25 protein-coding genes are annotated in these 26,999 nt (G+C 60.3%); 6 read left to right on the top strand and 19 right to left on the bottom strand.

Going from position 1 to position 26,999, the window contains the following annotated elements; genetic code table 11:
- Nucleotides 1-23: 23 nt before the first annotated feature.
- The 4 genes from NL116_RS10040 to NL116_RS10055 all read left to right on the top strand — a co-directional run bounded on the left by NL116_RS10040 (nucleotide 24) and on the right by NL116_RS10055 (nucleotide 3,596).
- Nucleotides 24-362, top strand: a complete 339-nt coding sequence (locus tag NL116_RS10040) for a YbaB/EbfC family nucleoid-associated protein (RefSeq protein ID WP_027921723.1) — start codon at nucleotides 24-26, stop codon at nucleotides 360-362.
- A 199-nt stretch (nucleotides 363-561) separates the two neighbouring features.
- Nucleotides 562-1,596 (top strand): NADPH-dependent curcumin/dihydrocurcumin reductase, encoded by a 1,035-nt coding sequence (gene curA, locus NL116_RS10045; protein WP_494377031.1) that lies wholly within the window; start codon nucleotides 562-564, stop codon nucleotides 1,594-1,596.
- Nucleotides 1,597-1,661: 65 nt separating this feature from the next.
- The gene (gene recR, locus NL116_RS10050; protein WP_494377032.1) at nucleotides 1,662-2,264 is read left to right on the top strand and encodes a recombination mediator RecR; all 603 of its coding nucleotides are present in this window, start codon (nucleotides 1,662-1,664) and stop codon (nucleotides 2,262-2,264) included.
- A gap of 183 nt (nucleotides 2,265-2,447) precedes the next feature.
- The gene (locus NL116_RS10055; protein WP_494377033.1) at nucleotides 2,448-3,596 is read left to right on the top strand and encodes an acyl-CoA dehydrogenase family protein; all 1,149 of its coding nucleotides are present in this window, start codon (nucleotides 2,448-2,450) and stop codon (nucleotides 3,594-3,596) included.
- Between the two features lie 137 nt (nucleotides 3,597-3,733).
- Here the strand turns inward: NL116_RS10055 and NL116_RS10060 are convergent, their stop codons facing one another.
- The 16 genes from NL116_RS10060 to ccoN (NL116_RS10135) all read right to left on the bottom strand — a co-directional run bounded on the left by NL116_RS10060 (nucleotide 3,734) and on the right by ccoN (NL116_RS10135) (nucleotide 19,500).
- Nucleotides 3,734-4,282: an adenine phosphoribosyltransferase gene (locus NL116_RS10060; protein ID WP_027921719.1), complete on the bottom strand. Its 549-nt coding sequence runs from the start codon at nucleotides 4,280-4,282 to the stop codon at nucleotides 3,734-3,736.
- A gap of 80 nt (nucleotides 4,283-4,362) precedes the next feature.
- Nucleotides 4,363-5,097 carry a fumarate/nitrate reduction transcriptional regulator Fnr gene (gene fnr, locus NL116_RS10065; RefSeq protein ID WP_494377034.1) on the bottom strand — a complete coding sequence of 245 codons (735 nt, stop codon included), beginning with the start codon at nucleotides 5,095-5,097 and terminating at the stop codon, nucleotides 4,363-4,365.
- A gap of 156 nt (nucleotides 5,098-5,253) precedes the next feature.
- A complete protein-coding gene (gene hemN, locus NL116_RS10070; protein WP_494378032.1) occupies nucleotides 5,254-6,636 on the bottom strand; it encodes an oxygen-independent coproporphyrinogen III oxidase in 1,383 nt (460 codons plus the stop codon).
- A 139-nt stretch (nucleotides 6,637-6,775) separates the two neighbouring features.
- Nucleotides 6,776-7,459, bottom strand: a complete 684-nt coding sequence (locus NL116_RS10075; RefSeq protein ID WP_494377035.1) for a sulfite exporter TauE/SafE family protein — start codon at nucleotides 7,457-7,459, stop codon at nucleotides 6,776-6,778.
- Nucleotides 7,452-7,670 (bottom strand): cbb3-type cytochrome oxidase assembly protein CcoS, encoded by a 219-nt coding sequence (ccoS, locus tag NL116_RS10080; protein ID WP_027921715.1) that lies wholly within the window; start codon nucleotides 7,668-7,670, stop codon nucleotides 7,452-7,454. The genes NL116_RS10075 and ccoS overlap by 8 nt, the downstream gene beginning before the upstream one ends.
- 24 nt (nucleotides 7,671-7,694) lie before the next feature.
- A complete protein-coding gene (locus NL116_RS10085; RefSeq protein ID WP_494377036.1) occupies nucleotides 7,695-10,145 on the bottom strand; it encodes a heavy metal translocating P-type ATPase in 2,451 nt (816 codons plus the stop codon).
- 146 nt (nucleotides 10,146-10,291) lie between these two features.
- Nucleotides 10,292-10,831 (bottom strand): FixH family protein, encoded by a 540-nt coding sequence (locus NL116_RS10090; RefSeq protein WP_027921713.1) that lies wholly within the window; start codon nucleotides 10,829-10,831, stop codon nucleotides 10,292-10,294.
- A gap of 11 nt (nucleotides 10,832-10,842) precedes the next feature.
- Complete coding sequence (ccoG, locus tag NL116_RS10095; protein WP_494377037.1) at nucleotides 10,843-12,258, bottom strand: cytochrome c oxidase accessory protein CcoG; 1,416 nt, start codon at nucleotides 12,256-12,258, stop codon at nucleotides 10,843-10,845.
- A gap of 340 nt (nucleotides 12,259-12,598) precedes the next feature.
- A complete protein-coding gene (gene ccoP, locus NL116_RS10100) occupies nucleotides 12,599-13,582 on the bottom strand; it encodes a cytochrome-c oxidase, cbb3-type subunit III (RefSeq protein ID WP_494377038.1) in 984 nt (327 codons plus the stop codon).
- A complete protein-coding gene (locus NL116_RS10105) occupies nucleotides 13,579-13,764 on the bottom strand; it encodes a CcoQ/FixQ family Cbb3-type cytochrome c oxidase assembly chaperone (protein ID WP_003175465.1) in 186 nt (61 codons plus the stop codon). The genes ccoP (NL116_RS10100) and NL116_RS10105 overlap by 4 nt, the downstream gene beginning before the upstream one ends.
- Before the next feature lie 5 nt (nucleotides 13,765-13,769).
- Nucleotides 13,770-14,378, bottom strand: coding sequence for a cytochrome-c oxidase, cbb3-type subunit II (gene ccoO / locus NL116_RS10110; protein WP_054054085.1), 609 nt, complete (start codon nucleotides 14,376-14,378; stop codon nucleotides 13,770-13,772).
- Complete coding sequence (gene ccoN / locus NL116_RS10115; RefSeq protein WP_140667111.1) at nucleotides 14,378-15,820, bottom strand: cytochrome-c oxidase, cbb3-type subunit I; 1,443 nt, start codon at nucleotides 15,818-15,820, stop codon at nucleotides 14,378-14,380. The genes ccoO (NL116_RS10110) and ccoN (NL116_RS10115) overlap by 1 nt, the downstream gene beginning before the upstream one ends.
- 482 nt (nucleotides 15,821-16,302) lie before the next feature.
- Nucleotides 16,303-17,256: a cytochrome-c oxidase, cbb3-type subunit III gene (gene ccoP / locus NL116_RS10120; RefSeq protein ID WP_494377039.1), complete on the bottom strand. Its 954-nt coding sequence runs from the start codon at nucleotides 17,254-17,256 to the stop codon at nucleotides 16,303-16,305.
- Nucleotides 17,253-17,453 carry a cbb3-type cytochrome oxidase subunit 3 gene (locus NL116_RS10125; protein WP_494377040.1) on the bottom strand — a complete coding sequence of 67 codons (201 nt, stop codon included), beginning with the start codon at nucleotides 17,451-17,453 and terminating at the stop codon, nucleotides 17,253-17,255. The genes ccoP (NL116_RS10120) and NL116_RS10125 overlap by 4 nt, the downstream gene beginning before the upstream one ends.
- A 3-nt stretch (nucleotides 17,454-17,456) precedes the next feature.
- Entirely contained in the window at nucleotides 17,457-18,065 is a 609-nt protein-coding gene (ccoO, locus tag NL116_RS10130; protein ID WP_494377041.1) for a cytochrome-c oxidase, cbb3-type subunit II, read from the bottom strand.
- 10 nt (nucleotides 18,066-18,075) lie between these two features.
- The gene (ccoN, locus tag NL116_RS10135; protein ID WP_140667107.1) at nucleotides 18,076-19,500 is read right to left on the bottom strand and encodes a cytochrome-c oxidase, cbb3-type subunit I; all 1,425 of its coding nucleotides are present in this window, start codon (nucleotides 19,498-19,500) and stop codon (nucleotides 18,076-18,078) included.
- A gap of 98 nt (nucleotides 19,501-19,598) precedes the next feature.
- Here ccoN (NL116_RS10135) and NL116_RS10140 point away from each other — a divergent pair, with 98 nt between their 5' ends.
- Nucleotides 19,599-20,276 (top strand): alpha/beta family hydrolase, encoded by a 678-nt coding sequence (locus NL116_RS10140; protein ID WP_494377042.1) that lies wholly within the window; start codon nucleotides 19,599-19,601, stop codon nucleotides 20,274-20,276.
- A gap of 94 nt (nucleotides 20,277-20,370) precedes the next feature.
- Here NL116_RS10140 and NL116_RS10145 read toward each other — a convergent pair whose 3' ends face one another.
- The 3 genes from NL116_RS10145 to acnA form a co-directional block, all read right to left on the bottom strand.
- Nucleotides 20,371-21,936 (bottom strand): methyl-accepting chemotaxis protein, encoded by a 1,566-nt coding sequence (locus NL116_RS10145; protein ID WP_494377043.1) that lies wholly within the window; start codon nucleotides 21,934-21,936, stop codon nucleotides 20,371-20,373.
- Nucleotides 21,937-22,039: 103 nt separating this feature from the next.
- Complete coding sequence (locus NL116_RS10150; RefSeq protein ID WP_494377044.1) at nucleotides 22,040-22,831, bottom strand: CPBP family intramembrane glutamic endopeptidase; 792 nt, start codon at nucleotides 22,829-22,831, stop codon at nucleotides 22,040-22,042.
- Between the two features lie 140 nt (nucleotides 22,832-22,971).
- Nucleotides 22,972-25,713: an aconitate hydratase AcnA gene (gene acnA, locus NL116_RS10155; protein WP_494377045.1), complete on the bottom strand. Its 2,742-nt coding sequence runs from the start codon at nucleotides 25,711-25,713 to the stop codon at nucleotides 22,972-22,974.
- Nucleotides 25,714-25,923: 210 nt separating this feature from the next.
- On the opposite strand from acnA, the gene rlmM reads away from it, so the two are divergent.
- Nucleotides 25,924-26,997 (top strand): 23S rRNA (cytidine(2498)-2'-O)-methyltransferase RlmM, encoded by a 1,074-nt coding sequence (gene rlmM / locus NL116_RS10160; RefSeq protein ID WP_494377046.1) that lies wholly within the window; start codon nucleotides 25,924-25,926, stop codon nucleotides 26,995-26,997.
- Nucleotides 26,998-26,999 lie beyond the last annotated feature (2 nt).

Raw genomic sequence — 26,999 nt, forward strand, 5'->3', positions numbered from 1 at the left:
CAAGTACTTTTGAGGTGATTCCCATGATGAAAGGTGGCATGGCCGGCCTGATGAAGCAGGCACAGCAGATGCAGGAAAAAATGGCCAAGATGCAGGAAGAGCTGGCCAACGCCGAAGTCATCGGTAAAGCGGGTGGCGATATGGTCACCGTGGTGATGACTGGTCGTCACGACGTCAAGAGCGTGACCATCGACCCAAGCCTGGTCGAAGGCCTGAGCGAAGACGACAAAGAAATGCTGGAAGCCGTCGTCGCCGCCGCCGTCAACGATGCCGTGCGCAAGATCGAAGCGAACAGCCAGGACAAGATGTCCGGCATGACCGCTGGCATGCAACTGCCGCCGGGCATGAAACTGCCATTCTGATTCGCTGAAGCGCGTCGGATGAGCTACAAAAAAATGCCAGGCATCGCGCCTGGCATTTTTGTTTCTGCCGGATGGGTGTAGCGTTGATCGTTCCCCCGCAGAGCGTGGGAATGATCGGGTTCAGAAACTTCGAACGCCACACCACCGTAACGGTCTGCTCCCCTATACCACTCGATTCTCGATCAAAGGAGACGCTCACATGCCACCCGCATTGACCCTCAACCAACGTATCGTCCTGGCGTCCCGCCCGGTAGGCGCGCCGACGCCGGAGAATTTCCGTCTGGAGCGGGAAGCAATGCCGGACCTCGTTGACGGCCAGGTCCTGCTCAAGACCCTTTACCTGTCATTGGACCCGTACATGCGCGGTCGCATGAGTGACGCACCGTCCTACGCCGCCCCGGTCGAAATCGGCGAAGTCATGACCGGCGGTGCTGTCAGTCGGGTTGAGCGCTCGTTGAATCCAAAATTCCAGGAAGGTGATGTGGTCGTCGGCTCCACAGGTTGGCAAAGCCACAGCATCAGCGACGGTCGCAACATCATCCCGGTACCGTCCGGGTTGCCGAGCCCGTCGATGGCCTTGGGTGTGTTGGGTATGCCGGGCATGACGGCCTACATGGGCCTGATGGACATCGGTCAGCCAAAGGCGGGCGAGACCCTGGTGGTTGCGGCGGCGTCCGGTGCGGTGGGTTCGGTGGTCGGCCAGGTGGCGAAGATCAAGGGCTTGCGCGCGGTCGGCGTGGCCGGTGGCGCAGAAAAATGCCGTTATGTTGTCGACGAATTGGGCTTCGATGCCTGCGTTGATCACAAGAGTCCTAACTTCGCCGAGGAGCTGGCGAAGGCGTGCCCCAACGGTATCGACATTTATTACGAGAACGTCGGTGGCAAGGTGTTCGACGCGGTATTGCCGCTGCTCAATGCCAAGGCGCGAATTCCGCTGTGCGGCCTGATCGCGTCCTACAACGCCCACGAAGCCCCGACCGGCCCGGACCGCCTCCCGCAATTGCAGCGGGCAATATTGACCAAGCGCGTGCGAATTCAGGGTTTCATCGTGTTCGACGACTACGGTGATCGTCAGCCGGAATTCGTCAGTGCCATGGCGCCGTGGGTGCGCGACGGCAAGGTGAAATTCCGCGAAGACGTGGTCGATGGCCTCGAGCAGGCGCCCGAAGCGTTCATCGGTCTGCTGGAAGGGCGCAACTTCGGCAAACTGGTGGTGCGGGTCGCGCAAGACTGAGTATTTGACGCTAAAGAGAGGCGCGGGTATAAACCGCGTCTCGTTGTTTTGTCGGACGTTTCCCCATGAGCTTCAGCCCTTTGATTCGCCAACTGATCGATGCCCTGCGAATTTTGCCGGGCGTGGGTCAGAAAACCGCCCAGCGCATGGCGCTGCAACTGCTTGAACGTGATCGCAGCGGTGGTTCGCGCCTGGCGTCGGCCTTGAGCCAGGCCATGGAAGGGGTGGGCCATTGCCGGTTGTGCCGCACGCTGACCGAAGACGACCTGTGCCCGCAGTGCGCGGATACCCGCCGCGATGACACCTTGTTGTGTGTGGTGGAAGGGCCGATGGATGTCTATGCGGTGGAGCAGACCGGGTTTCGTGGTCGCTACTTTGTGCTCAAGGGGCATTTGTCGCCGCTTGATGGCCTCGGCCCTGAGGCGATTGGTATCCCACAACTGATCGCGCGGATCGAAGAGGCCGGGACCTTTACCGAAGTTATTCTCGCGACCAACCCGACGGTCGAAGGTGAGGCGACGGCGCATTACATTGCGCAGTTGCTCAGCAATAAAGGGTTGATTGCTTCGCGAATTGCCCATGGCGTGCCGTTGGGTGGTGAGCTGGAATTGGTGGATGGCGGGACGTTGGCGCATTCATTTGCCGGGCGTAAGCCGATAGCCTTGTAGTGTCTGGACTGACGCCATCGCGAGCAAGCTCGCTCCCACATTGGGTTTGCGGTGTTCACAAAACCCCTGTGGGAGCGCGCCTGCTCGCGAAGGGCACAACTCGATCCGCCTGATTCACACAATCCTGTTGAAAACCAAGCAAGCGCTCGGTTAACTTCGCTGAACCTTCAGTGGAGTTCGCCGATGCCTGCCTTCCAGGAATACTTCGATCCCAGCCACCAATTGGTCCGTGACAGCGTCAGACGTTTCGTCGAGCGCGAGATTCTTCCGGACATTGATCAGTGGGAGGAAGCGGAAAGCTTTCCCCGTGAGCTCTACCTAAAGGCCGGTGCTGCCGGGATTCTGGGCATTGGCTACCCCGAAGCGCTGGGTGGCAGCCATGAAGGTGATCTGTTCGCCAAGGTCGCTGCCAGCGAAGAGCTGATGCGCTGTGGCTCGGGTGGACTGGTGGCCGGTTTGGGTTCGCTGGACATCGGCTTGCCACCGATCCTCAAGTGGGCCCGGCTCGAAGTGCGTGATCGCGTTGTGCCGCAAGTGCTGTCCGGAGAGAAGATCAGCGCCCTGGCGATCACCGAGCCCAGCGGCGGTTCCGACGTTGCCAACCTGCAAACCCGCGCCGTGCGTGACGGCGACTTCTATCGTGTCAGCGGCAGCAAAACCTTCATCACCAGCGGCGTTCGTGCCGATTTCTACACCGTCGCGGTGCGCACCGGCGAGCCGGGTTTTGGCGGCATCAGCCTGTTGTTGATCGAGAAGGGCACACCCGGTTTCACCGTTGGCCGTCAGTTGAAGAAAATGGGCTGGTGGGCGTCGGATACGGCCGAGTTATTCTTCGACGATTGCCGGGTGCCGGTGGGCAATCTGATCGGCGCGGAAAACATGGGGTTCGCCTGCATCATGGGTAACTTCCAGAGTGAGCGGCTGGCGTTGGCATTGATGGCCAACATGACCGCGCAACTGGCGCTGGAGGAGAGCCTGAAATGGGCGCGTCAACGCGAAGCTTTCGGTAAACCCATCGGCAAGTTCCAGGTCCTCAAGCACCGCCTCGCCGAGATGGCGACAGCGCTGGAAGTGTCTCGGGAGTTTACCTATCGCCAGGCGGCGAAGATGGCGGCGGGGCAGAGTGTGATCAAGGAGATTTCGATGGCCAAGAATTTTGCCACCGACACCGCGGACCGGATCGTCAACGACGCGGTGCAGATTTTGGGTGGTATGGGTTACATGCGCGACAGCCTGGTCGAGCGGCTATACCGGGATAACCGGATTCTGTCGATTGGTGGCGGGACGCGGGAAGTGATGAACGAGATTATCAGTAAGCAGATGGGGCTTTAATCAGCCGGGGTGGCGGCTGACGTTATCGCGAGCAAGCTCGCTCCCACAGGGGATCTGCGGCGCACACAAATTTTGTGCATGACAAAGATCAAACGTAGGAGCGGGCTTGCTCGCGAAGGCGTCAGTGAGTGCGCCGCTTACTTGTCAGTCAACGCAAACTGCGTCAGGCAGAACGTAGGAATGCCCATGTCTTCCAACCGCTGCGACCCACCCAGCTCCGGCAGATCAATAATCGCCGCCGCCTCATGAACACGTGCGCCCATGCGCCGAATCAGGTTCGCCGCCGCAATCAGCGTGCCGCCCGTGGCGATCAGGTCATCGAACATCACCACCGAATCGCCTTCGCACAGGCTGTCGGCGTGGACTTCGAGGAACGCTTCGCCGTATTCGGTCGCGTAACCCTCGGCCAACACGTCGGCCGGCAATTTGCCTTGCTTGCGAAACAGCACCAGCGGCTTGTTCAACTGATACGCCAGCACCGAACCGATCAGGAAGCCACGCGCGTCCATCGCCCCGATGTGGGTGAAGTCGGCCTCGACGTAGCGATGGGCAAAGCTGTCCATCACCAGGCGCAGCGCCGTGGGTGACTGGAACAACGGCGTGATGTCACGAAAGATCACGCCCGGCTTGGGGAAGTCGATCACGGGGCGGATCAGGGATTTGATGTCGAAGGAGTCGAAGACCATCGTCGAGGTGTCCTGGCAGGCTGCAAACGTCGCAGTATAACGGCGGCTGAACCGATTCGCTCAGCCCCATTGGTTACAAATCAGCCTTCGAGAGAGCCGCCGGCCAACGCACAGAGCTGGATCGGATCGAGGATGTGAATTTCCTTGCCTTCGGCGGCAATCAATTCGTTCTGCTGGAAGCGGGTGAACACGCGGGACACGGTTTCGACCGCCAGACCCAGGTAATTGCCGATTTCGTTGCGCGACATGCTCAGGCGGAACTGGTTGGCCGAGAAACCGCGGGCACGGAAACGTGCCGAGAGGTTGACCAGAAAGGTGGCGATGCGTTCGTCGGCGGTTTTTTTCGACAGCAGCAACATCATTTGTTGATCGTCGCGAATCTCGCGACTCATGACGCGCATCAACTGGCGACGCAGTTGTGGCAGTTGCACGGACAGTTCGTCGAGGCGATCGAAAGGGATTTCGCACACTGAGGTGGTTTCCAGGGCTTGCGCGGAAACGGGGTGCATTTCAGTGTCCATGCCCGACAGGCCTACCAGTTCACTCGGCAGGTGGAAACCGGTGAGCTGCTCTTCACCGCTGTCGCTCAGGCTGAACGTCTTGAGGGCACCGGAGCGCACTGCATAGACGCAATCGAAGGTGTCGCCCTGGCGAAACAGGAACTCACCTTTTTTCAGCGGACGGCCACGCTTGACGATGTCGTCCAGCGCGTCCATGTCCTCCAGGTTCAGAGACAGCGGTAAACACAGGGGCGCGAGGCTGCAATCCTTGCAATGGGCCTGGTTATGAGCACGCAGTTTGACTGGCTCGGACATTTCTTCAATCCTTGTGGGAAAACACACATAAGACGTAAGGGTAACCCACTGGATGGCGTTCGGGCCAGTTTGTGCAGATATTGTCACGCCACGATACAGCGTGATGTTTGGTGGTCTCGCGTAAATGCTGACATCCGTCTCCCTGGCGATGAAGCACTAGATCACCCGGGAAAATCGTTGGTGGTTGAGTTGCTGCAAATAAGCATCGAACACCATGCATACCGAACGTACCAGCAAGCGACCGGCCGGCAGCACATTGATTCGTTCATTGTCCAGGCTGATCAAGCCGTCATCGGCCATGGTCAGCAACTGCGGCCACAATTGGCCGAAGTACCCACGAAAGTCGATGTTGAATGCCTGCTCGATATCGACGAATTCCAGGCTGAACGTGCAGATCAGCTGCTGTATCACCGCCCGCCGCAGGCGATCATCAGCGTTGCACACCAGGCCGCGACTGGTGGCCAGTTGACCCGTAGCCAGGGTGTTCTGGTATTGAGCCAGGTCGCTGGTGTTCTGGCAGTACAGATCACCGATCTGGCTGATGGCGGACACCCCCAGACCGATCAAATCGCAATGGCCATGAGTGGTGTAACCCTGAAAGTTACGCTGCAGGGTCGCTTCTTCCTGAGCAATCGCCAGTTCATCGTCCGGCAGGGCGAAGTGGTCCATGCCGATGTAGCGATAACCGGCCGTGGTCAGTTGCTCGATGGTGCGCTGGAGCATTTCCAGCTTCTGCGCCGGTGTCGGCAGTTCGTCGCTGTTGATGCGTCGCTGTGGCATGAAGCGTTCGGGCAGGTGCGCGTAGTTGAACACCGAGAGTCGGTCCGGTTGCAGGTTGATCACTTCGTCCACCGTGCGGGCGAAGTTTTCGGGCGTCTGCCGGGGCAAGCCGTAGATCAGGTCGATGTTGATCGATCGAAATTGCAGGGTCCGGGCCGCATCGATCACCGCGCGGGTTTCTTCCAGGCTTTGCAGGCGATTGACCGCCCGTTGCACGGCCGGGTCGAGGTCTTGCAGGCCAATGCTGACACGATTGAAACCCAGTTCGCGCAGCAGGCCCATGGTTGACCAGTCGGCTTCGCGAGGGTCGATCTCGATGCCGTAGTCGCCGGAATCATCGTCCAGCAAGTTAAAGCTTTTGCGTAAATGAGCCATTAACTGGCGCAGTTCATCGTGGCTGAGAAACGTCGGGGTGCCGCCGCCGAAGTGTAATTGCTCGACCTTCTGCGCCGGGTCGAGGTGACAGGCGATCAGCTGGATTTCCTGCTCAAGACGCTGCAAGTAGGGCAGGGCGCGGCCGCGATCCTTGGTGATGACTTTGTTGCAGGCGCAGTAGTAGCAAATGTTCGCGCAGAACGGCACATGCACGTACAGCGACAACGGGCGCAGGGCCTTGCGGCTGTCGCGCAGCGCATGGAACAGGTCGAACGAGCCGACCTGACTGTGGAATTGCACCGCGGTCGGGTAAGAGGTGTAACGCGGTCCCGCCACGTTATAACGGCGGATCAGATCAGTGTCCCAACGAATGGCGTCGAGCATCATGCGGGCGTTCCCCCGGATAGGCTTGCAGTGTTAGCGAGTCTAGGGGGGGAGGCGTTGGGGCATCTTGATTTGTATCAAGAGTGTTTGGTGGTTTAGGCGGTTTTTGTGGCGAGGGGCTTGCCCTCTCGCCACAAGGTCAGTGACCCATCAACCAATGCTGATGCGGCCCCGGCAAGGTCCAGAGGCCGAACAGGATCACCAGCAACCCGCCGGCCATGCGCACGCTGCGTTTGCGCAGCAACGCCGTTACCCGTTCAGCCGCCAGGCCCGTGGCGAGCAATACCGGCCAGGTGCCCAGGCCGAATGCGAGCATCAACAAAGCGCTGTCCAGTGCATTGCCCTGACTCGCCGACCACAGCAATGTGCTGTAAACCAACCCGCACGGCAGCCAGCCCCAGAGCGCGCCCAGCAGCAAGGCGCGGGGCAGGCTCGACACCGGCAGCAGTGTGTTGGCAATCGGCTGGATATGCCGCCACAGGCCGCGACCCAGGCTTTCGATGCGGGTCAGGCCGCTCCACCAGCCGGCGAGGTACAAGCCCATGGCGATCAGCAGCAGACCGGCGATGACCCGCATAAACATCGCTGCCGGGCTATTCGCCACGGCCCAGCCGGCCAGGCCGATCAGCAGGCCGGCGGTGGCATAGCTGAGGATGCGTCCCAGGTTGTAGGCCAGCAGCAAGCGAAAGCGTCGGCTGCGTTGTTCCTTGGGAATCGCCAGGGTCAACGCGCCCATCAAGCCGCCGCACATGCCCAGGCAATGGCCGCCACCGAGCAAGCCGAGTATCACCGCAGACACCAGCAGTGGCGCCAATTCAAGCATGAGGTGGCGCCTTGTCGTCGGGTTTGGCCGGATGGCCGCTGGCTTCGTCGACCGCAGCCTTGTGGGCCGGGTCCTGGTCGTCGAACAGAATGCTGTGGGCCGGGCCGTCGAGGTCATCGTACTGACCGCTGTCGACCGCCCAGAAGAAGATGTAGACAGCGATGGCCACGATCAGCAGCGCGGCCGGGATCATCACGTAAAGAGCTGGCATGGGTGGACTCCATGCCCGCGCGGCTCAGGCCGGCAGCGGGCGGGTTTCTGGCGTGGCGCTGGCGGCTGGCATGCTCGGCAAGCGAGTCAGGCGCAGGGCATTGAGCACCACGGTCAACGAACTGATCGACATGCCGACGGCGGCCCACACCGGAGTGATCCAGCCGAGGGCGGCGAACGGCAACATGAGGCCATTGTACAACCCGGCCCACAGCAGGTTCTCGATGATTACCCGGCGGGTGCGCCGAGCCAGGCTGAAGGCTTGCACCAGCGCGTCGAGACGGTTGGACAGTAACACGGCATCGGCGCTGGTTTTCGCCAGGTCGGTGGCCGAGCCCATCGCCACACTGATGTCGGCAGCGGCCAATACCGGTACGTCGTTGACCCCGTCACCGAGCATCAACACCTTGCGGCCTTCCTTGTGCAATTGTTGCAGGACTCGCAATTTATCGTCTGGACGTAAACCGCCACGTGCCTCGTCGATACCCAGTTCCGCGGCGACGCTGGCGACCATCGGCGAGCTGTCGCCGGACAGCAGCAAGGTTCGCCAGCCACGCGCCTTGCAGGCTTGCAGCAGCGCCGGTGCATCGGTGCGCAAACGGTCGTCGAGGACAAACCACGCCAGAGGCCCCTGAGTGTCGCCGAGCAGCAGCCATTGGCCCGCTTCATCGGGCATCGAAGGCACCGCTGCACCACTGAGTTCGCAGGCAAACCCCGGCTGGCCAATGCGCAGGCGGTGCACGCCAACCAGGCCTTCAAGCCCCAGGCCCGGTGTGCTGTGGACTTCTTCGGCGGCCAGTGGCGCGCGGCCAAAGGCGCGGGCGATCGGATGTTCGGAGCGGTTTTCCAGCGCGGCCGCCAGGCTCAGGCATTGGTCACTGTCGAGTGCGGCCAGCGGGCGGATTGAACGTAGAGCGAGGCGCCCTTCAGTCAGGGTGCCGGTCTTGTCGAAGATCACCGTGTCGATCTGGTTCAAGCCTTCCAGCACATGGCCGCGCGTCAGCAACAGGCCAAGCTTGTGCAGCGTGCCAGTGGCGGCGGTGAGCGCGGTTGGTGTGGCGAGGGACAACGCGCACGGGCAGGTCGCGACGAGCATCGCCAGGACGATCCAGAAGGCGCGCGAAGAATCGAGTTCCCACCACAACAGGCCAATGGCGGCAGCGGCAATCAGCGACAGCAGCAAAAACCACTGCGCGGCGCGGTCGGCGATTTCCGCCAGGCGCGGCTTTTCGGCTTGTGCGCGATCCAGCAGGCGGACGATGGCGGACAGTCGGGTGTCCTGGCCCAGCGCCAACACCTGCACGGTCAACGCGCCTTCAACGTTCAGTGTGCCTGCGGTCACTGCGTCGCCTGGCATTCTCGGCTGCGGCAGGTATTCACCGGTCAGCAGCGATTCATCGATGCTCGACTGGCCGTCGAGGATCTTGCCGTCCGCCGGCAGAATCGCGCCAGGGTGTACCAGCACCTGATCGCCGACGCGCAATTCGCTGAGCAGGATCCGTTCGCTCTGGCCATCCGCGCTCAGGCGCAGGCATGAAGCGGGCAATAGATTGACAAGCTGTGCGGTTGCGGCGGCAGTACGCTCTCGGGCGCGGCGTTCCAGATAGCGACCGGCGAGCAGGAACAGTGCAAACATCCCGACCGCGTCGAAATACAGCTCACCGACGCCGCTGATCGAGGTCCAGATTCCGGCGAGGTAGGCGCTGCCAATCGCCAGCGACACTGACACGTCCATGGTCAGATGGCGGGTGCGCACGTCGCGCATGGCCCCTTTGAAGAACGGTGCGCAGCTGTAGAACACGATAGGCGTGGTCAGGAACAGCGCAACCCAACGCAGAATGGTGTGCAGTTCGGGGCTGAGGTCGATGTTGAATTCCGGCCAGGTGGCCATCGTCGCCATCATCGCCTGGAACCACAGCAGCCCGGCCACACCGAGTTGGCGCAGGGCCAGACGGTTTTCGCTGGCCAGTTGTTCGCTGGCGCGGTCGGCTTGATAAGGGTGGGCGGCGTAACCGATTTGGCGCAGCTCACTGAGGACCTGGCTCAACGGCAATTGCGCGTCGGCCCAGCGTACGTGCAAGCGATGGTTGGACAGGTTCAGGCGTGCTTCGGCCACCGCCGGCAAACCGCGCAGGTGTTTCTCGATCAACCAGCCGCACGCGGCGCAACTGATGCCTTCCATCAACAGGGTGGTTTCGGCGAGGTCGCCGTCGTGGCGAACGAAGGGGGCCTGTACGTCGGCGCGGTCGTATAACGCCAGTTCGTCCACCAACTGCACCGGCAAGGCTTCGGGGTTGGCCGATGACTCGCTGCGATGCTGGTAATAGCTTTCCAATCCGCCCGCCACAATCGCCTCGGCCACGGCCTGACAACCCGGGCAGCAGAACTCGCGGGTGTCACCCAGGACCGCCGCGGTGAAGCGGCTGCCGGCCGGGACGGGCAGGGCGCAGTGGTAGCAGGGGGTTGGAGTGGTCATGGGGTTTTCACAGGGTGTTGTCCGATGATCGTTCCCACGCTCTGCGTGGGAATGCCTCCCCGGACGCTCCGCGTCCGCTTCGGCTGGGACGCAGAGCGTCCCCGGCTGCGTTTCCCACGCAGAGCGTGGGAACGATCAGGGTAGGCCTACTTTTTCAGGTCTTCCGCGCCTTGCAGCGGCTCATCGCCCAGCAGCAGATCCTTGTCATGGCTGACCTGTTCTTCTTCGAACAGGCGCCAGGTCTTGTCGCCCTCGACGCCCAGCAGTTCCACAAAGCGACGGCCTTCGACCTTGTCGCTCAGTTGACCAATGTAGCGGCCCTGTTCCGTGTCGCTGTGGGCGAGGGTGATCTTGCGATCCTTCTCCGGTTGCGTTGGCGAAATCAGATTCAGTTCGAGGGTTTTCGGTTGGCTGTTGCCGCTCAAGTGCAGGTCGACTTCACCGGTCACACCATCCAGATGCACGCTGGCGCGGAGCAGCAGGGTCTGGGCCAGCAATTCGCGGTCGAGCGAGCGGTTGATGCCTTTTCCCGCCTCGTAATAGTTGTCATTCACCAGGTTGTCCGGGTTGTTCACCGCGATGGTCACCATGGACAGGGTCAGGGTCACCGAGCAGGCCAGAATCCCGATGATGATCCACGGCCAAAGGTGCTTGTACCAGGGACTTGCGGCAGTTGCTGCGGGCATGATCACTTCTCTCAACGAATTTGTGGGCCGATGAATCGGCTCTTGGCTTCAACATGAATGCTGTTGTCATCGGCATCCTTGAGGATGAATTTCACCTCGTTGGTGCTCGACGGCAATTGTTCCGGTGCACTGGACAGTTCCACCGGCTGGCTGAAAATTTCCCCGGCGGCGACTTTGATCTCGCGCTTGCCTTGCAGCTTGAGGTCCGGCAGGCCGGTGGCTTCCAGCACGTAGGTGTGGTCGCGCTGATCCTTGTTCATGATCTTCAGGCTGTAGACGTTTTCGATCCGGCCCTCGGCGTTCTCGCGGTACAGCACACGGTCTTTGCTGACGTCGAAACCGACCAGCGAGCGCATGAAGAACGCGGTGATCAGCAACGAGATCATCGCCAGCAGCACCACGGCATAGCCAATCAGGCGGGGACGCAGTTTATGGGTTTTTTGCCCGGACAGGTTGTGCTCGGTGGTGTAGCTGATCAGGCCGCGCGGGTAGTCCATCTTGTCCATGATGGCGTCGCAGGCGTCGATACAGGCGGCGCAACCGATGCACTCGATTTGCAGGCCGTCGCGGATGTCGATGCCGGTCGGGCAAACCTGGACGCACATCGTGCAGTCGATGCAGTCGCCCAGGCCTTGAGCCTTGTAGTCGATGCCTTTCTTGCGCGGGCCACGGGACTCGCCGCGGCGCGGATCGTAGGAAACGATCAGGGTGTCCTTGTCGAACATCACACTCTGGAAACGCGCGTACGGGCACATGTAAATGCACACCTGCTCGCGCAACCAGCCGGCATTGCCGTAGGTGGCGAGGGTGAAGAACCCGACCCAGAAATACGACCAGCCATCCGCTTCGCCGGTGAAGAAGTCGAACACCAGTTCGCGGATCGGTGAGAAGTAACCGACGAAGGTCAGGCCGGTGACAAAACCGATCAGCAGCCACATTGAATGTTTGCTGAGCTTGCGCAGGAATTTGTTGGCGCTCATCGGCGCTTTGTCGAGCTTGATGCGCTGGTTGCGATCGCCTTCGGTGACCTTTTCACACCACATGAAAATCCACGTCCAGACACTCTGCGGGCAGGTGTAGCCGCACCACACGCGACCGGCGTAGACGGTAATGAAGAACAGGCCGAAGGCACTGATGATCAGAATCCCCGACAGCAGGATGAAATCCTGGGGCCAGAAGGTCGCGCCAAAAATAAAGAACTTACGCTCCGGCAAGTTCCACCAGACAGCTTGATGGCCGCCCCAGTTCAGCCACACCGTGCCGAAATACAGCAGAAACAAAAACGCGCCGCCCATCATCCGCAGATTGCGGAACAGGCCAGTGAAGGCGCGGGTATAGATCTTTTCTCTAGAGGCGTAGAGGTCGACGGTTTGTTTCGCGTCTTTGGCAGGCGGCGTGACGTCGTGTACCGGAATCTGGTTGCTCATCATTGCATCCCACGGCAGTGGAAAAATGCCCCGGTCAGTGCATGCCAACCGCGGTCAAAAGGGGTGTTGCAGTGGCGCAATGATACGCCTGAAGCTCTAGCACAGGGGTGCGACCTTTGGTCACGTTGGTGAAAATCAACGGACGGTGTAATGACTTGAATCAATTGACTTGTGAATTATGGACGACTTTTCCTGGCCGAGCCGTCAATCCTGTTTCATGAAATGACCAAGAATGTTTAATACGTCGCCAGGTTAAAGCCCATGAATAATGCTGCTCAAGCAAAACGGCCCCGCCAATTCTCATTGGCGGGGCCGTTTTTTGTTGCTTCAGGCGTTTGTCTTACTGGGCGTCTGCCGCCGGAGCCTTCTCACCGTGAGACAGGCTGTAGACGTAAGCGGCCAGCAAGTGAACCTTGTCGTTGCCTTGCAGCTGTTCTTGCGCCGGCATCTGACCCTGACGGCCATAACGGATGGTCTGCTGCAGTTGAGCGAAGCTCGAACCGTAGATGAACGCGGCCGGGTGGGTCAGGTTAGGGGCACCCATCGCTGGCGTACCTTTGCCTTCAGGACCGTGGCAAGCCACGCAGTTGGCAGCGAACAGCTTCTGGCCGGCAACCGGGTCAGCCTTGGTGCCTTCCGGCAGTTTGCGGCCATCGAGGTTGGTCAGGACAAAGGCAGCGACATCGGAAACGCCTTGCTCGCCGATCACGTCAGCCCACGCCGGCATGACCGCGTGGCGGCCACCCATGATGGTGGTCTTGATGGTTTCCGGCTCGCCGCCCCAGCGCCAGTCGGCGTCGGTCAGGTTCGGGAAGCCATAAGCGCCCTTGGCGTCGGAGCCGTGGCAGACCGAGCAGTTGGAGGCGAACAGGCGGCCGCCCATCTTCAGGGCCTGAGGGTCTTTGGCGACTTCTTCGATAGGCATGGAGGCGAATTTGGCGAAGATCGGGCCGAATTTGGCGTCGGACTTGGCCATTTCCTTTTCCCACTCGTGAACGCCGGTCCAGCCGGTCTGGCCGTTGGCGAACGCGGTCTGCTTCTCTGTGTCGAGGTAGTTGTAGCCCGGCAGCAGGCCTTTCCAGTTGCCCAGGCCCGGGTACAGGACCAGGTAGCCCAGCGCGAAAATGATGGTGCCCACGAACAGCATGAACCACCATTTTGGCAGTGGGTTGTCGTACTCCTCGATCCCGTCGAAGGAGTGGCCAACCGTTTCTTCCGTCTGCTCGGCGCGCTGACCCTTACGGGTGGACAGCAGCAGCCAGGTCAAGGCGAAGATGGTGCCGAGACTGAGGACTGTGACGTACAGACTCCAGAACGTAGTCATTCTTTGTTACTCCTAGAAGCTTGCTCGACGTGCTTGATGGCTTCGGGATCATCCGCGAAAGGCAGCAAGGTCGCGTCTTCAAACTCCGACTTGCGCTTGGGGCTGAACACCCACAACGCCAGACCGATGAAGGCCACCATCACGACAACGGTGCCCAGGCCACGAATCATCCCGATATCCATCTAAATCACCGTTTGCTTTTGATGATGGTGCCCAGGCCTTGCAGATAGGCCACCAGCGCGTCCATTTCGGTTTTGCCCTTCACAGCATCCTTGGCGCCGGCGATGTCTTCGTCGGTGTAAGGGACGCCGAGCGTGCGCAAGACTTCCAGTTTCTTGGCGGTGTCTTTGCCGTCGAGCTTGTTTTCCACGAGGAATGGATAGGCCGGCATTTTCGACTCAGGCACTACGTTGCGCGGGTTGTACAAATGCGCACGCTGCCAGTCATCGGAGTAACGACCGCCGACGCGGGCCAGGTCCGGACCGGTACGCTTGGAACCCCACAGGAACGGGTGGTCCCAGACGCTTTCACCGGCGACCGAGTAGTGGCCGTAGCGTTCGGTTTCAGCACGGAACGGGCGGATCATCTGCGAGTGGCAGCCGACACAACCGTTGGCGATGAAGACGTCGCGTCCTTCGACTTCAAGCGCAGGGCGAGGCTTCATGCCTTCGACCGGCTTGTTCGTGACGTCCTGGAAAAACAGCGGAACGATCTGGGTCAGGCCGCCGATGCTGACGGCGATAACCATGAAGAAGGCCAGCAGGCCAATATTCTTCTCGACTGCTTCATGCTTCATCAGTGAGCTCCAACTACAGCAATCTGAGCGGCGGCTTCGGCTTCAGCCGGGTTCGAGGCACGTACGGTACGCCATACGTTGTAGGCCATGAACAGCATGCCGCTGGCAAAGAACGCACCGCCCAGGGCACGGACAATGTAGCCAGGGTGGCTGGCTTGCAGCGCTTCGACGAACGAGTAGGTGAGGGTCCCGTCATCGTTGATTGCACGCCACATCAGGCCTTGGGTAATGCCGTTGACCCACATCGAAGCGATGTACAGAACAGTACCGATGGTCGCGAGCCAGAAGTGCGTATTGATCAGGCCAACGCTGTGCATCTGCGCACGACCGAACAGTTTCGGGATCATGTGGTAGATCGCGCCGATCGAGATCATCGCTACCCAGCCCAAGGCACCAGCGTGTACGTGGCCGATGGTCCAGTCGGTGTAGTGAGACAGCGAGTTGACGGTCTTGATGGCCATCATCGGGCCTTCGAAGGTCGACATGCCGTAGAACGCCAGCGACACGACCAGGAAGCGCAGGATCGGGTCGGTGCGCAGCTTATGCCAGGCGCCCGAGAGGGTCATCATGCCGTTGATCATGCCGCCCCAGCTCGGAGCCAGCAGGATGATCGACATTGCCATGCCCAGGGATTGAGCCCAGTCCGGCAGCGCGGTGTAGTGCAAGTGGTGCGGACCGGCCCAGATGTACAGGGTAATCAGCGCCCAGAAGTGCACGATCGACAGGCGATAGGAGTAGATCGGACGCTCGGCCTGCTTCGGAACGAAGTAGTACATCATCCCCAGGAAGCCGGTGGTCAGGAAGAAACCTACGGCGTTGTGGCCGTACCACCACTGGATCATCGCGTCAGTCGCACCCGAGTAGGCCGAGTAGGACTTGAACAGGCTGACCGGCAGCGACATGTGGTTGACGATGTGCAGCATCGCGGTGACGACGATGAACGCGCCGTAGAACCAGTTACCCACATAGATGTGCTTGGTCTTGCGCTTGACGATGGTGCCGAAGAACACCAGACCGTAAACGACCCAGACGATGGCCAGCAGAATAGCCAGGGGCCATTCCAGTTCCGCGTATTCCTTGGTGGTGGTGTAACCCAACGGCAAGGTAACGATTGCGCCGATGATCACCGCTTGCCATCCCCAGAAGTGGAAGGCCGCGAGGCTGTCGGAAATCAGTCGCGTTTGGCAGGTTCGCTGCACGACGTAATAAGAAGTGGCAAACAGTGCACAACCACCGAAGGCAAAAATCACCAGGTTGGTGTGCAACGGGCGTAAGCGTCCAAAAGTCGTCCACGGCAGACCGAAGTTCAATTCCGGCCATACGAGCTGTGAGGCGATGAAGACACCGAGCCCCATGCCAAGGATCCCCCAGACCACCGTCATGATGGCGAACTGGCGGACTACCTTATAGTTATAAGCAGTCGGACTGATTGCTGTGCTCATTCTAAGGTTCCACGGTTTGGGTGTTTTATTAGGAGTAAAAATCGGCCGCAAGTATGGAGAAAGCAGGGGGTCATTGCAACGCGCCATGACCTGGGTCAATGCTTTCAAAAGCTGATTCTGCGGCCTTTCCATGCGCCGCGTAAGGACAAAATCACCCAAGGGCAAAATGTCGCAGCGGACGAAAATGAGGAGGGGGTCCGGTCAGTTGTAACTGGGTGTGTTCAAACGCGACGATCGAGTGACCGACGGCAATGGGCGCGACAGCCGGTATCTACCAGCCTTTGCGGCTTGTCATCGAACAGAATCGTCGAACACATCGGCTAAAAAGGACCTGGAACCGGCTCATGCCAGTCCGCACCGAGCAAGCTTAGACCCGAATCTGGTGAACCGAAAGAAAGAGCAAGGGGAGGGTGCGACAATGGGTCGCAAAGAGGCAGGGAACTGCCGCATCCGGGAGAATGCGGCAGCAGAGCGGTCGAGAATTATTCCTGCTTGCCTTCAGCCTGCAAACGCTCGGTGCCGGCACCGTGCGACAAGCTGTACACGTAAGCGGCCAGCAATTGCACCTTATCGTTGCCGAGCAATTCGTTCTGCGCCGGCATATGGCCCTGGCGGCCATGGCGAATGGTCTGTTGCAGTTGCGCCAGGCTTGTACCGTAAATAAAACCGGCCGGGTGCGTCAGGTTCGGCGCGCCCATGGCTTCAGTGCCCTGGCCGTTTGCCCCATGACAGGCTACGCAGGTGGTGCTGAACAGTTGCTGTCCCGCTTGCAGGTCGGCGCCGCTGTCGGCAGGCAACGGCAGGCCGGCCAGGTCATGTCGCACATACGCGGCGACATTCTTCACGCCGGTCTCGCCGAGAATTTCACCCCAGGCCGGCATCGCGGCCATGCGCCCGCCCATGATCGTGGTTTTGATCGTGTCGGCCGTACCGCCCCAGCGCCAATTGCTGTCCGCCAGGTTCGGGAAACCAAATGCACCCTTGGCGTCCGAGCCGTGGCACACCGAGCAGTTGGACGCAAACAGGCGCCCGCCCATTTTCAGTGCTTGCGGATCCTTGGCCACCTCTTCCACGGGCATCGCAGCAAATTTGGCGAAGATCGGCCCGAACTTCGCGTCGGCCTTGTCCATCTCCTTTTCCCATTCGTGCACGCCAGTCCAGCCATTTTCATAGCCCGGCAGGATGCCTTTCCAATTACCCAGGCCCGGGTAAAGAATCAGATAACCCACGGCAAACACCAGCGTGCCGGCGAACAGCATGAACCACCACTGCGGCAACGGGTTGTCGTACTCCTCGATGCCGTCGAAGCTATGGCCCATGGTCTGGTCGACGCTGCCCTTGGTTTCGCCCTTGCGGGTGCCGATCAGCAGCCAGGTCAGGCCGATCAGGCTGCCGAGGGTCAGCACGCAGATCCACGTACTCCAAAAGGTGGTCATGGCCGGGTACTCCTTGTTTCAGGTTCTTGGGTGGCGTCGTCAGGTTTGGGCTCGTCGGCGAACGGCAGCAGGCGCGCTTCGGCAAATTCCGGGTTGCGCTTGCTGTTGAACACCCACAGCGTCAGGCCGACGAAGGCCACAAACACCACGACCGTGCCCAGGCCGCGAATCATTCCACTGCTCAATTCAATGACCATCGCTCACCTCTTGCTCTTGATGGCAGTGCCGAGCACTTGCAGGTAAGCGACCAAAGCGTCCATTTCGGTCTTGCCCTTGATCGAAGCGGTGGCCCCGGCAATGTCATCGTCGGTGTACGGCACGCCCAAGGTGCGCATGGCGCGGATCTTGGTTTCGGTGTGGCTGCTGTCGAGTTGATTGGCCACCAGCCATGGGTAGGCGGGCATTTTCGATTCCGGCACCACGTTGCGCGGGTTGTACAAGTGCGCGCGATGCCAGTCTTCCGAGTAGCGACCGCCGACCCGGGCCAGGTCAGGGCCGGTGCGTTTCGAGCCCCAGAGGAACGGGTGATCCCAGACGCTTTCCCCGGCGACCGAATAGTGGCCATAGCGTTCGGTCTCGGCCCGGAACGGGCGGATCATCTGCGAGTGGCAACCGACGCACCCTTCGCGGATGTAAATGTCGCGACCTTCCAGTTGCAAGGCGGTGTAGGGCTTCATGCCTTCCACCGGTTTGTTGGTCACGTCCTGAAAGAACAACGGGACGATCTGGGTCAGGCCGCCGATGCTCACGGCCAGCACCATCAACAACAGCAACAGGCCGACGTTTTTCTCGATTGTTTCGTGTTTCATGGCGGACTCCTCAAGCCATCTGCGCGGCAGCGGCGACGTCGGCAGGCTGCGAGGCCCGTACGGTGCGCCAAGTGTTGTAAGCCATCAGGAACATGCCGCTGAGGAAGATCGCCCCGCCCACCAGTCGCACGATGAAGCCTGGGTGGCTGGCCACCAGGGTTTCGACGAAGGAGTAGGTCAGCGTGCCGTCTTCGTTGATCGCACGCCACATCAAGCCCTGGGCGATGCCGTTGACCCACATCGAGGCGATATAGAGCACGGTGCCGATGGTGGCGAGCCAGAAGTGCGCGTTGATCAGGCCGATGCTGTGCATCTGCTCACGGCCAAAGATTTTCGGGATCATGTGGTACAGCGCGCCGATGGAAATCATCGCCACCCAGCCGAGTGCCCCGGCGTGAACGTGGCCGATGGTCCAGTCGGTGTAGTGGGAGAGGGCGTTCACGGTCTTGATCGCCATCATCGGCCCTTCGAAGGTCGACATGCCGTAGAACGCCAGCGACACCACGAGGAAGCGCAGGATCGGGTCGCTGCGCAACTTATGCCAGGCGCCCGAGAGCGTCATCATGCCGTTGATCATCCCGCCCCAGCTTGGCGCCAGCAGGATCAAGGACATCACCATGCCCAGCGACTGTGCCCAGTCCGGCAGCGCGGTGTAGTGCAAGTGGTGCGGGCCGGCCCAGATGTACAGGGTGATCAGCGCCCAGAAGTGCACGATCGACAGGCGATAGGAATACACCGGACGCTCGGCCTGTTTCGGCACGAAGTAGTACATCATCCCGAGGAAACCGGCGGTGAGGAAAAAGCCTACGGCGTTATGGCCGTACCACCACTGGACCATGGCGTCCGTCGCACCGGAATACACCGAGTAGGACTTAGTGAAACTCACCGGCAACTCAAGGTTATTGACGATATGCAAAATCGCCACGGTGATGATGAACGCACCGAAGAACCAGTTGCCGACGTAGATGTGTTTGGTCTTGCGCTTGGCCAGCGTGCCGAAGAACACGATGGCGTAGGCGACCCAGACGATGGTGATCAAAATGTCGATTGGCCATTCCAGCTCGGCGTATTCCTTGGAACTGGTGTAGCCCAGCGGCAGGCTGATGGCCGCCAACAGGATCACCAGTTGCCAGCCCCAGAAGCAGAACGCGGCAATCTTCGGCGCGAACAATTGGGTCTGGCAGGTGCGTTGCACCGAATAGAACGAACTGGCGAACAGCGCGCAACCGCCGAACGCGAAGATCACCGCGTTGGTGTGCAGTGGGCGCAACCGCCCGAAACTGGTCCACGGCAAATTGAAGTTGAGTTCGGGCCAGACCAACTGGGCCGCGAGAAAAACCCCGAGGCCCATGCCGACGATGCCCCACACCACCGTCATAATGGCGAATTGGCGGACCACCTTGTAGTTGTAGGCGGTACTGATAGAAGTGTTCATGGTTCCCCATCCACGGTTCAGCTGAAGTGAAGTCATCTGCGCAAGGCAATGACGCTTCCTTCGGCCGGAGTTATAGGCAGACTAAAAGCGAGGCAAGCATGGACAATCAGCACAAGGCCGGTATTGACGGGGATCAATGGGCGCAGTGCGTGCGGGAACATGGATGGCTGTGGAATGCCGCTTCGACAGCGGGGTCGCCGACGCTGATCCTCGCTCACGGTGCCGGTGCGCCGATGGACAGTGCCTGGATGAACGACATGGCCGCACGCCTCGCCGATCAAGGCGTCAACGTGCTGCGCTTCGAGTTTCCGTACATGGCGCAGCGGCGTGTGGATGGGGGCAAGCGTCCGCCCAATCCCGCACCGAAACTGCTGGAGTGTTGGCGTGTGGTGCATGCTCTGGTGCGACGCCATGTCACTGGGCGCCTGGCCATTGGCGGTAAGTCCATGGGCGGGCGGATGGCGAGTTTGCTCGCGGATGAGCTGAGTGCGGATGCGTTGGTGTGTCTGGGTTATCCGTTTTATGCGGTTGGCAAACCGCAGAAACCTCGGGTTGAGCATCTGGCCGGGCTGAAGACGCGGACGTTGATTGTGCAGGGCGAGCGGGATGCGCTGGGTAATCGTGAGGCGGTCGAGGCTTACGACCTATCGCCGAGTATTGAGGTGTTTTGGCTGGGAGCGGGGGATCATGATTTGAAGCCGCTGAAGGTTTCCGGGTTTACGCATGAGCAGCATTTGGCGGTTGCGGCGCAGAAGGTAGCCTCATTCCTTCGGTGATTTTTGTGGCGCGGCACATTGCCTCATCGCGATCTGACAGACAACAAAAAACCCGGAAGCTTCCACTGTCCGGGTTTTTTCATTCCAGCAACAATCAGCGGTTAAACCGCTCCACCAACGAATATTGGGTATTCGCGGTTTTCGTCAGCTCTTCACTCAACAACGCCGAGTTCTGCGCTTGTTCCGAGGTCTGGTCAGCCAGTTGCGAAATATTGCTGATGTTGCGGCTGATCTCCTCAGCCACCGCACTCTGCTCTTCAGTCGCCGCCGCAATCTGGGTGGTCATGTCGGTGATGTTGGCCACCGCTTCGCTGATCCCCACCAGTGCCTGATCCGCCTCCAGTACCCGCGCCACGCCTTCTTCGGCCTGACGATGCCCGGCTTCCATGGTTTGAACGGCGGTGCTGGCGGTCTGCTGCAACTTGGCGATCAGGGCGTGAATCTGCCCGGTGGATTCGCTGGTGCGTTGCGCCAGTTGGCGAACTTCGTCTGCCACTACCGCAAAACCACGGCCCATCTCACCGGCGCGGGCCGCTTCGATGGCGGCGTTCAAGGCCAGCAGGTTGGTCTGGTCGGCGATGCCTTTGATCACATCGACCACGCCGCCAATTTCATCGCTGTCCTTGGCCAGTTGAGTCACGGTCAGGCCGGTTTCACCGACCACTACCGACAGGCGCTGGATGGCTTCGCGTGTTTCCCCGGCGATGTCGCGGCCGCGACCGGTCAGGCGATTGGCTTCCTGGGTGGCGTCGGCGGTGCGCTGTACGTGGCTGGCGACTTCCTGGGTGGTAGCGGCCATCTGGTTGACGGCAGTGGCCACTTGTTCGGTTTCGACGCGTTGACGTTCCAGGCCGCTGGAGCTTTTGTGCGCCAGGGTATCAGACTGTTTTGCTTGTTCGGTCAGGTGCTCAGCGGTGTCCTGCAGACGGGTCAGGCAAGTTTTCAGGCGAGCTTCCTGACTGAGGATCGACATTTCCAGGCGCGCCTGAGCGCCGCGGCTGTCGGTGTACATCTGCGCGATGAGCGGGTCGGACGTGGTCTGTTCGGCCAGGCGTAACAGGCGCTTGAGTCCGCGCTGTTGCCAGCTCAAACCCATCAGGCCCAATGGCACCGACAGGCCTGCCGCCAAGGCAAAGCCCCACTGCGACGTCAGCGTGGCGCCGATCACGAAGCTCAATTGGCTGACCAGAACGAACGGCAGCCAGTCCTGAAGCACCGGCAGCCATTTATCAGTCGATGGAATGGCGGACTTGCCTTGGTTGATGCGTTGGTAGAGCGCTTCGGCACGCTGGATCTGTTCGGTGGTGGGTTTGATCCGCACCGACTCGTAGCCGATCACCTGGTTGCCTTCGAACACCGGTGTCACGTAGGCGTTGACCCAATAGTGATCACCGTTCTTGCAGCGATTCTTGACGATGCCCATCCATGGCAAGCCTTGTTTCAGAGTGCCCCACATGTGCGCGAACACCTCGGCCGGTACGTCGGGGTGACGGACCAGGTTGTGCGGCGCACGGATCAGTTCCTCACGAGAAAACCCGCTGATCTCGACGAACGCGTCGTTGCAGTAGGTGATCATCCCCTTGGCATCGGTGGTCGAAATCAACCGCTGCTGTGCCGGGAAGGTCCGTTCGCGTTGGGTAGTGGGCTGGTTGTTACGCATGGCTGTTTCAATCCGCAAGGCTTTGAAAGGTTGTCGGCGGTGTCAGGAATTAGTTGAAATTATTTTTAAATAATCAGCACTGCGTCGCAAAACGCGCATTGCCTCAGCCCGCGAGCATCGGATAGGTGAACAGCGCGAAGTGCAGCAGGTTCAGACTGAAGTGGGTGGCGATGGCTGCGCCCAAGCCGCCGTAACGATAGGCCAGGCCGTAACCGATACCGGCGAGGCCCGTCAGCAACACCCATTCCCAGCCAGCACCCGCGTGCACCAGCCCAAACAGTAACGAGGCCAGCAGCAGGGCGAGGTTTTCACCGCAAGACAGTTGCTTGAAGGCACGACTCAGACCCCCCTGGATGTAACCGCGAAATAGCGCTTCCTCGACCAGCGTGACCAGCAACAGATTGTTCAATATCCATAGCCAGGCCTGATCCGGCCATTTCGGCGCCCAACTGATCATGCCCAGCCACAGCGCTCCACCGAAGGCCAATGCGGCACTTAGCGTCAGGGCGAGGGCAGTGGCGTAAACGCCAAGGCGCCAGGAGCGCCGGCCGACAATCCATGGGCAAACCAACAGCAGCCAGAAACCGATCAGCGGTTTGTCCTGATTCAGGTACATGGCAAACGTCACGGCATCATGGGTGAGGCGATGGGGGGCGATCGCGCGGCCGTTGAAGAAGCCCGGGAGCCAGTGCATCGCCAGCGCCATGGCCAGGATGATGAACAGACCGTGACCGAGGTAGCGGGCGATCGGGAGTTTTTGTTGGCGAACGGCTGCGCCGGCCACTATCAGCAGGACGATGGTGATCAAGGCCAGCCAGCTGAGTTGGCCGTAGGTCAGAGCGAGGCCGAAGCCAAGGGAGAGAAGGGCCAGGTAGGTCCATGGCAGGGCGATCATTGAACATCCTTATCGGGCGAAATGCTGCGGCCGGCTCCCACAAGGTTTTGTCTTGGGCATGCCAAAGCGCGGTGATTATAGGGACGCTCGCGACACAAACAAAAACACCGCCCGAAGGCGGTGTCTCTGTCAGCACGGGGTTACGATGTTATCAACTGACGTAACACGTAATGCAAAATCCCTCCGGACTTGAAGTACTCGACCTCGTTGAGCGTATCGATCCGGCACAGCACGTCGATCTTTTCCTTGCTGCCATCTTCACGGGTGATCACCAGCGCCAGGTTCATCCGCGGCGTCAGTTCAACGCCGGTCAACCCAAGGATATCCAGGGTTTCCTTGCCGGTCAGGTTCAGGCTCTTGCGGTTTTGATCCAGTTTGAACTGCAACGGCAACACGCCCATGCCGACCAGGTTGGAGCGGTGAATCCGTTCGAAGCTTTCGGCAATGACGGCTTTCACCCCCAGCAAGTTGGTGCCCTTGGCCGCCCAGTCGCGGCTTGAGCCGGTGCCGTATTCTTGACCGGCAATCACCACCAGCGGCGTGCCCGACGTTTGATAACGCATGGCTGCGTCGTAGATTGGCATTCTCTCCATCGTGGGAATATAGAAGGTGTTGCCGCCTTCCTCACCGCCGAGCATTTCGTTGCGGATACGAATGTTGGCAAAGGTGCCGCGCATCATCACTTCATGGTTGCCGCGACGGGAACCGTAGGAGTTGAAGTCGCGCGGTTCTACACCCTTGTCGCGCAAGTACTGACCGGCCGGGCTGTCAGCCTTGATGTTGCCGGCGGGGGAGATGTGGTCGGTGGTCACCGAATCGCCCAGCAACGCCAGCACCCTGGCCCCGACGACGTCCTTGACCACCGGCGGCGGGCCGCCGATGTCGTCGAAGAACGGCGGATGCTGGATGTAGGTCGAATCGTCCTGCCACACATAGGTCGCCGCTTGCGGCACCTGGATGGCTTGCCATTGCTCGTCGCCGGCAAACACTTCGGCGTATTCCTTGTGGAACATCGCCGTGTTGACCTGACTTACGGAGTCGGCAATTTCCTTGCTGCTCGGCCAGATGTCTCGCAAGTACACCGGATTGCCGTCCTTGTCGTCGCCCAACGGCTCACTGCTGATGTCGATGCGCACGGTACCGGCCAGCGCATAGGCGACGACCAGTGGCGGGGAGGCCAGCCAGTTGGTTTTCACCAGTGGATGCACGCGCCCCTCAAAGTTGCGGTTGCCCGACAACACCGAGGCAACGGTCAGGTCGGCGGCCTGAATGGCTTTTTCAATCGGCTCCGCCAATGGACCGGAGTTGCCGATGCAGGTGGTGCAACCGTAGCCGACCAGCGCAAAACCCAGTTCGTCGAGGTATTGGGTCAGGCCGGCAGCCTTGTAGTAGTCGGTGACCACTTTGGAGCCTGGGGCGAGCGAACTCTTGACCCACGGTTTGCGCTTGAGGCCTTTTTCCACAGCCTTTTTCGCCACCAGGCCCGCCGCCATCATCACGCTCGGGTTGGAGGTGTTGGTGCAGGAGGTGATGGCGGCAATCACCACCGCACCGTTTTTCAATCGGTAGGTCTGACCGCCGTGTTCGTAATCGGCTTCACCGGCCAGATCCGCGTTGCCCACCGCGACACCGCCGCCGCCCTCACTTTCCAGACGTCCTACTTCCTTGCTGGTGGGTTTGAATTGCAGGTCGATGAAGTCCGTGAACGCCTGCGCGACATTGGGCAGGGAAACACGGTCTTGTGGGCGTTTCGGGCCGGCGAGGCTGGCTTCGACGCTGGTCATGTCCAGCGCCAGGCTGTCGGTGAACACCGGTTCCTGGCCCGGCAAGCGCCACAAGCCTTGGGCTTTGGTATAAGCCTCTACCAGTTTGACCACTTCGGGCGGTCGACCGGACAGACGCAAATACTCGAGTGTCACGTCGTCCACCGGGAAGAAGCCGCAAGTGGCACCGTATTCAGGGGCCATGTTGGCGATGGTCGCGCGGTCGGCCAATGGCAGGTCGGCGAGACCGTCGCCGTAAAACTCGACGAATTTGCCGACCACGCCTTTCTTGCGCAACATCTGGGTGACGGTCAGCACCAGGTCGGTGGCGGTGATCCCCTCCCTGAGCTTGCCGGTGAGTTTGAAGCCGATCACTTCCGGAATCAGCATCGACACCGGTTGGCCGAGCATCGCCGCTTCCGCTTCTATCCCGCCGACGCCCCAGCCGAGCACGCCGAGGCCGTTGATCATGGTGGTGTGGGAGTCGGTGCCGACCAGCGTGTCGGGGAAGGCAAAGGTACGACCGTCTTCATCCTTGGTCCAGACGGTGCGGCCGAGGTATTCGAGGTTGACCTGGTGGCAGATCCCGGTGCCCGGTGGCACCACGCTGAAGTTGTCGAAGGCACTTTGGCCCCAACGCAAGAACGCGTATCGCTCACCATTACGCTGCATCTCGATGTCGACGTTCTGCTCGAAGGCGCTGGCACTGGCGAACTTGTCGACCATCACCGAGTGGTCGATCACCAGGTCAACCGGCGACAGCGGGTTGATGCGCTGCGGGTCGCCGCCAGCCTTGGCCATGGCGGCGCGCATGGCGGCCAGGTCGACCACGGCGGGAACGCCGGTAAAGTCCTGCATCAATACACGGGCAGGGCGGTACTGGATTTCGCGGTCGGAGCGACGCTCTTTGAGCCACGCGGCAATCGCCTTTAGGTCGGCGCCGGTGACGGTTTTTTCGTCTTCCCAGCGCAGCAGGTTTTCCAGCAGCACTTTCAACGACATGGGCAGCTTGTCGAGGTCGCCCAAGCTCTTGGCGGCATCCGGCAAGCTGAAATAGTGATAGGTCTTGTCGTCAACTTGTAAGATTTTAAGGGTTTTCAGGCTATCGAGGGACGGCATTGAAATGACTCCTTTTGGTCCGCACGGCGACGGACTGGCGGGACGGACAGAGCTCTTAACCTAGCCTTGTTTGGACGTTAAGGCTAATAACTGGACTCTATGGTTAAGTCCAAGGTTCCGAACTCGGCTATCATGCGCCGGTTTTCGTGACAGGCTTTGCTACAGGGCAAGTTTGCGCATCGATTCATTGCCGATTGCCCAGGAGATTCAATGAACACCCTCTTTATGCATTGCCGGCCGGGCTTCGAAGGCGAAGTCTGTTCCGAGATTGCCGAACACGCTGCCCGCCTTAACGTGGCCGGTTATGCCAAGGCCAAAGCCGCCAGCGCCTGCGCCGAGTTCATCTGCACCGAAGAAGACGGCGCCGAGCGCCTGATGCGTGGTCAGCGTTTCGCCGAGCTGATCTTCCCGCGCCAATGGGCGCGCGGAATCTTTATTGATCTGCCGGAAACCGACCGCATCAGCGTGATTCTCGCGCACATGGCGGACTTTCCGCTGTGCGGCAGCCTGTGGCTGGAAATGGTCGATACCAACGATGGCAAAGAACTGTCGAACTTCTGCAAGAAGTTTGAAGGGCACCTGCGCAAGGCGCTGATGGCCGCTGGGAAATTGGTGGAAGATGCGCACAAACCGCGCCTGCTGCTGACGTTCAAGAGTGGCCGTGAAGTGTTCATGGGCCTGGCCGAGTCGAACAATTCGGCGATGTGGCCAATGGGCATTCCGCGCCTGAAGTTCCCGCGTGAAGCCCCCAGCCGCTCGACGTTGAAACTGGAAGAGGCCTGGCACCACTTCATTCCGCGCGATCAGTGGGACGAGCGTCTGCACAGTGACATGACCGGCGTTGACCTCGGCGCCGCACCTGGCGGCTGGACCTGGCAATTGGTCAACCGCGGGATGCTGGTGACGGCCATCGACAACGGCCCGATGGCCGAAAGCCTGATGGAGACTGGTCTGGTGCAACACTTGATGGCTGACGGTTTCACCTTCAAGCCCCGGCAGCCGGTGGACTGGATGGTCTGCGACATCGTCGAGAAGCCAGCACGCAACGCCGCGATGCTCGAAGAGTGGATTGGCGAGGGGCATTGCCGCGAAGCGGTGGTCAACCTCAAACTGCCGATGAAACAGCGTTATGCCGAAGTGAAGCGCTTGCTGGAACGTATTGCTGATGGGTTCAAGGAGCGGGGCATTCGGGTTGAGATTGGCTGCAAGCAGCTGTATCACGACCGAGAAGAAGTGACGTGCCACCTGCGTCGGATCGACCTGAAGAAACCCAAGTCGCGCTGATC

This window comes from Pseudomonas sp. FBCC-B1667 (assembly GCF_059133255.1).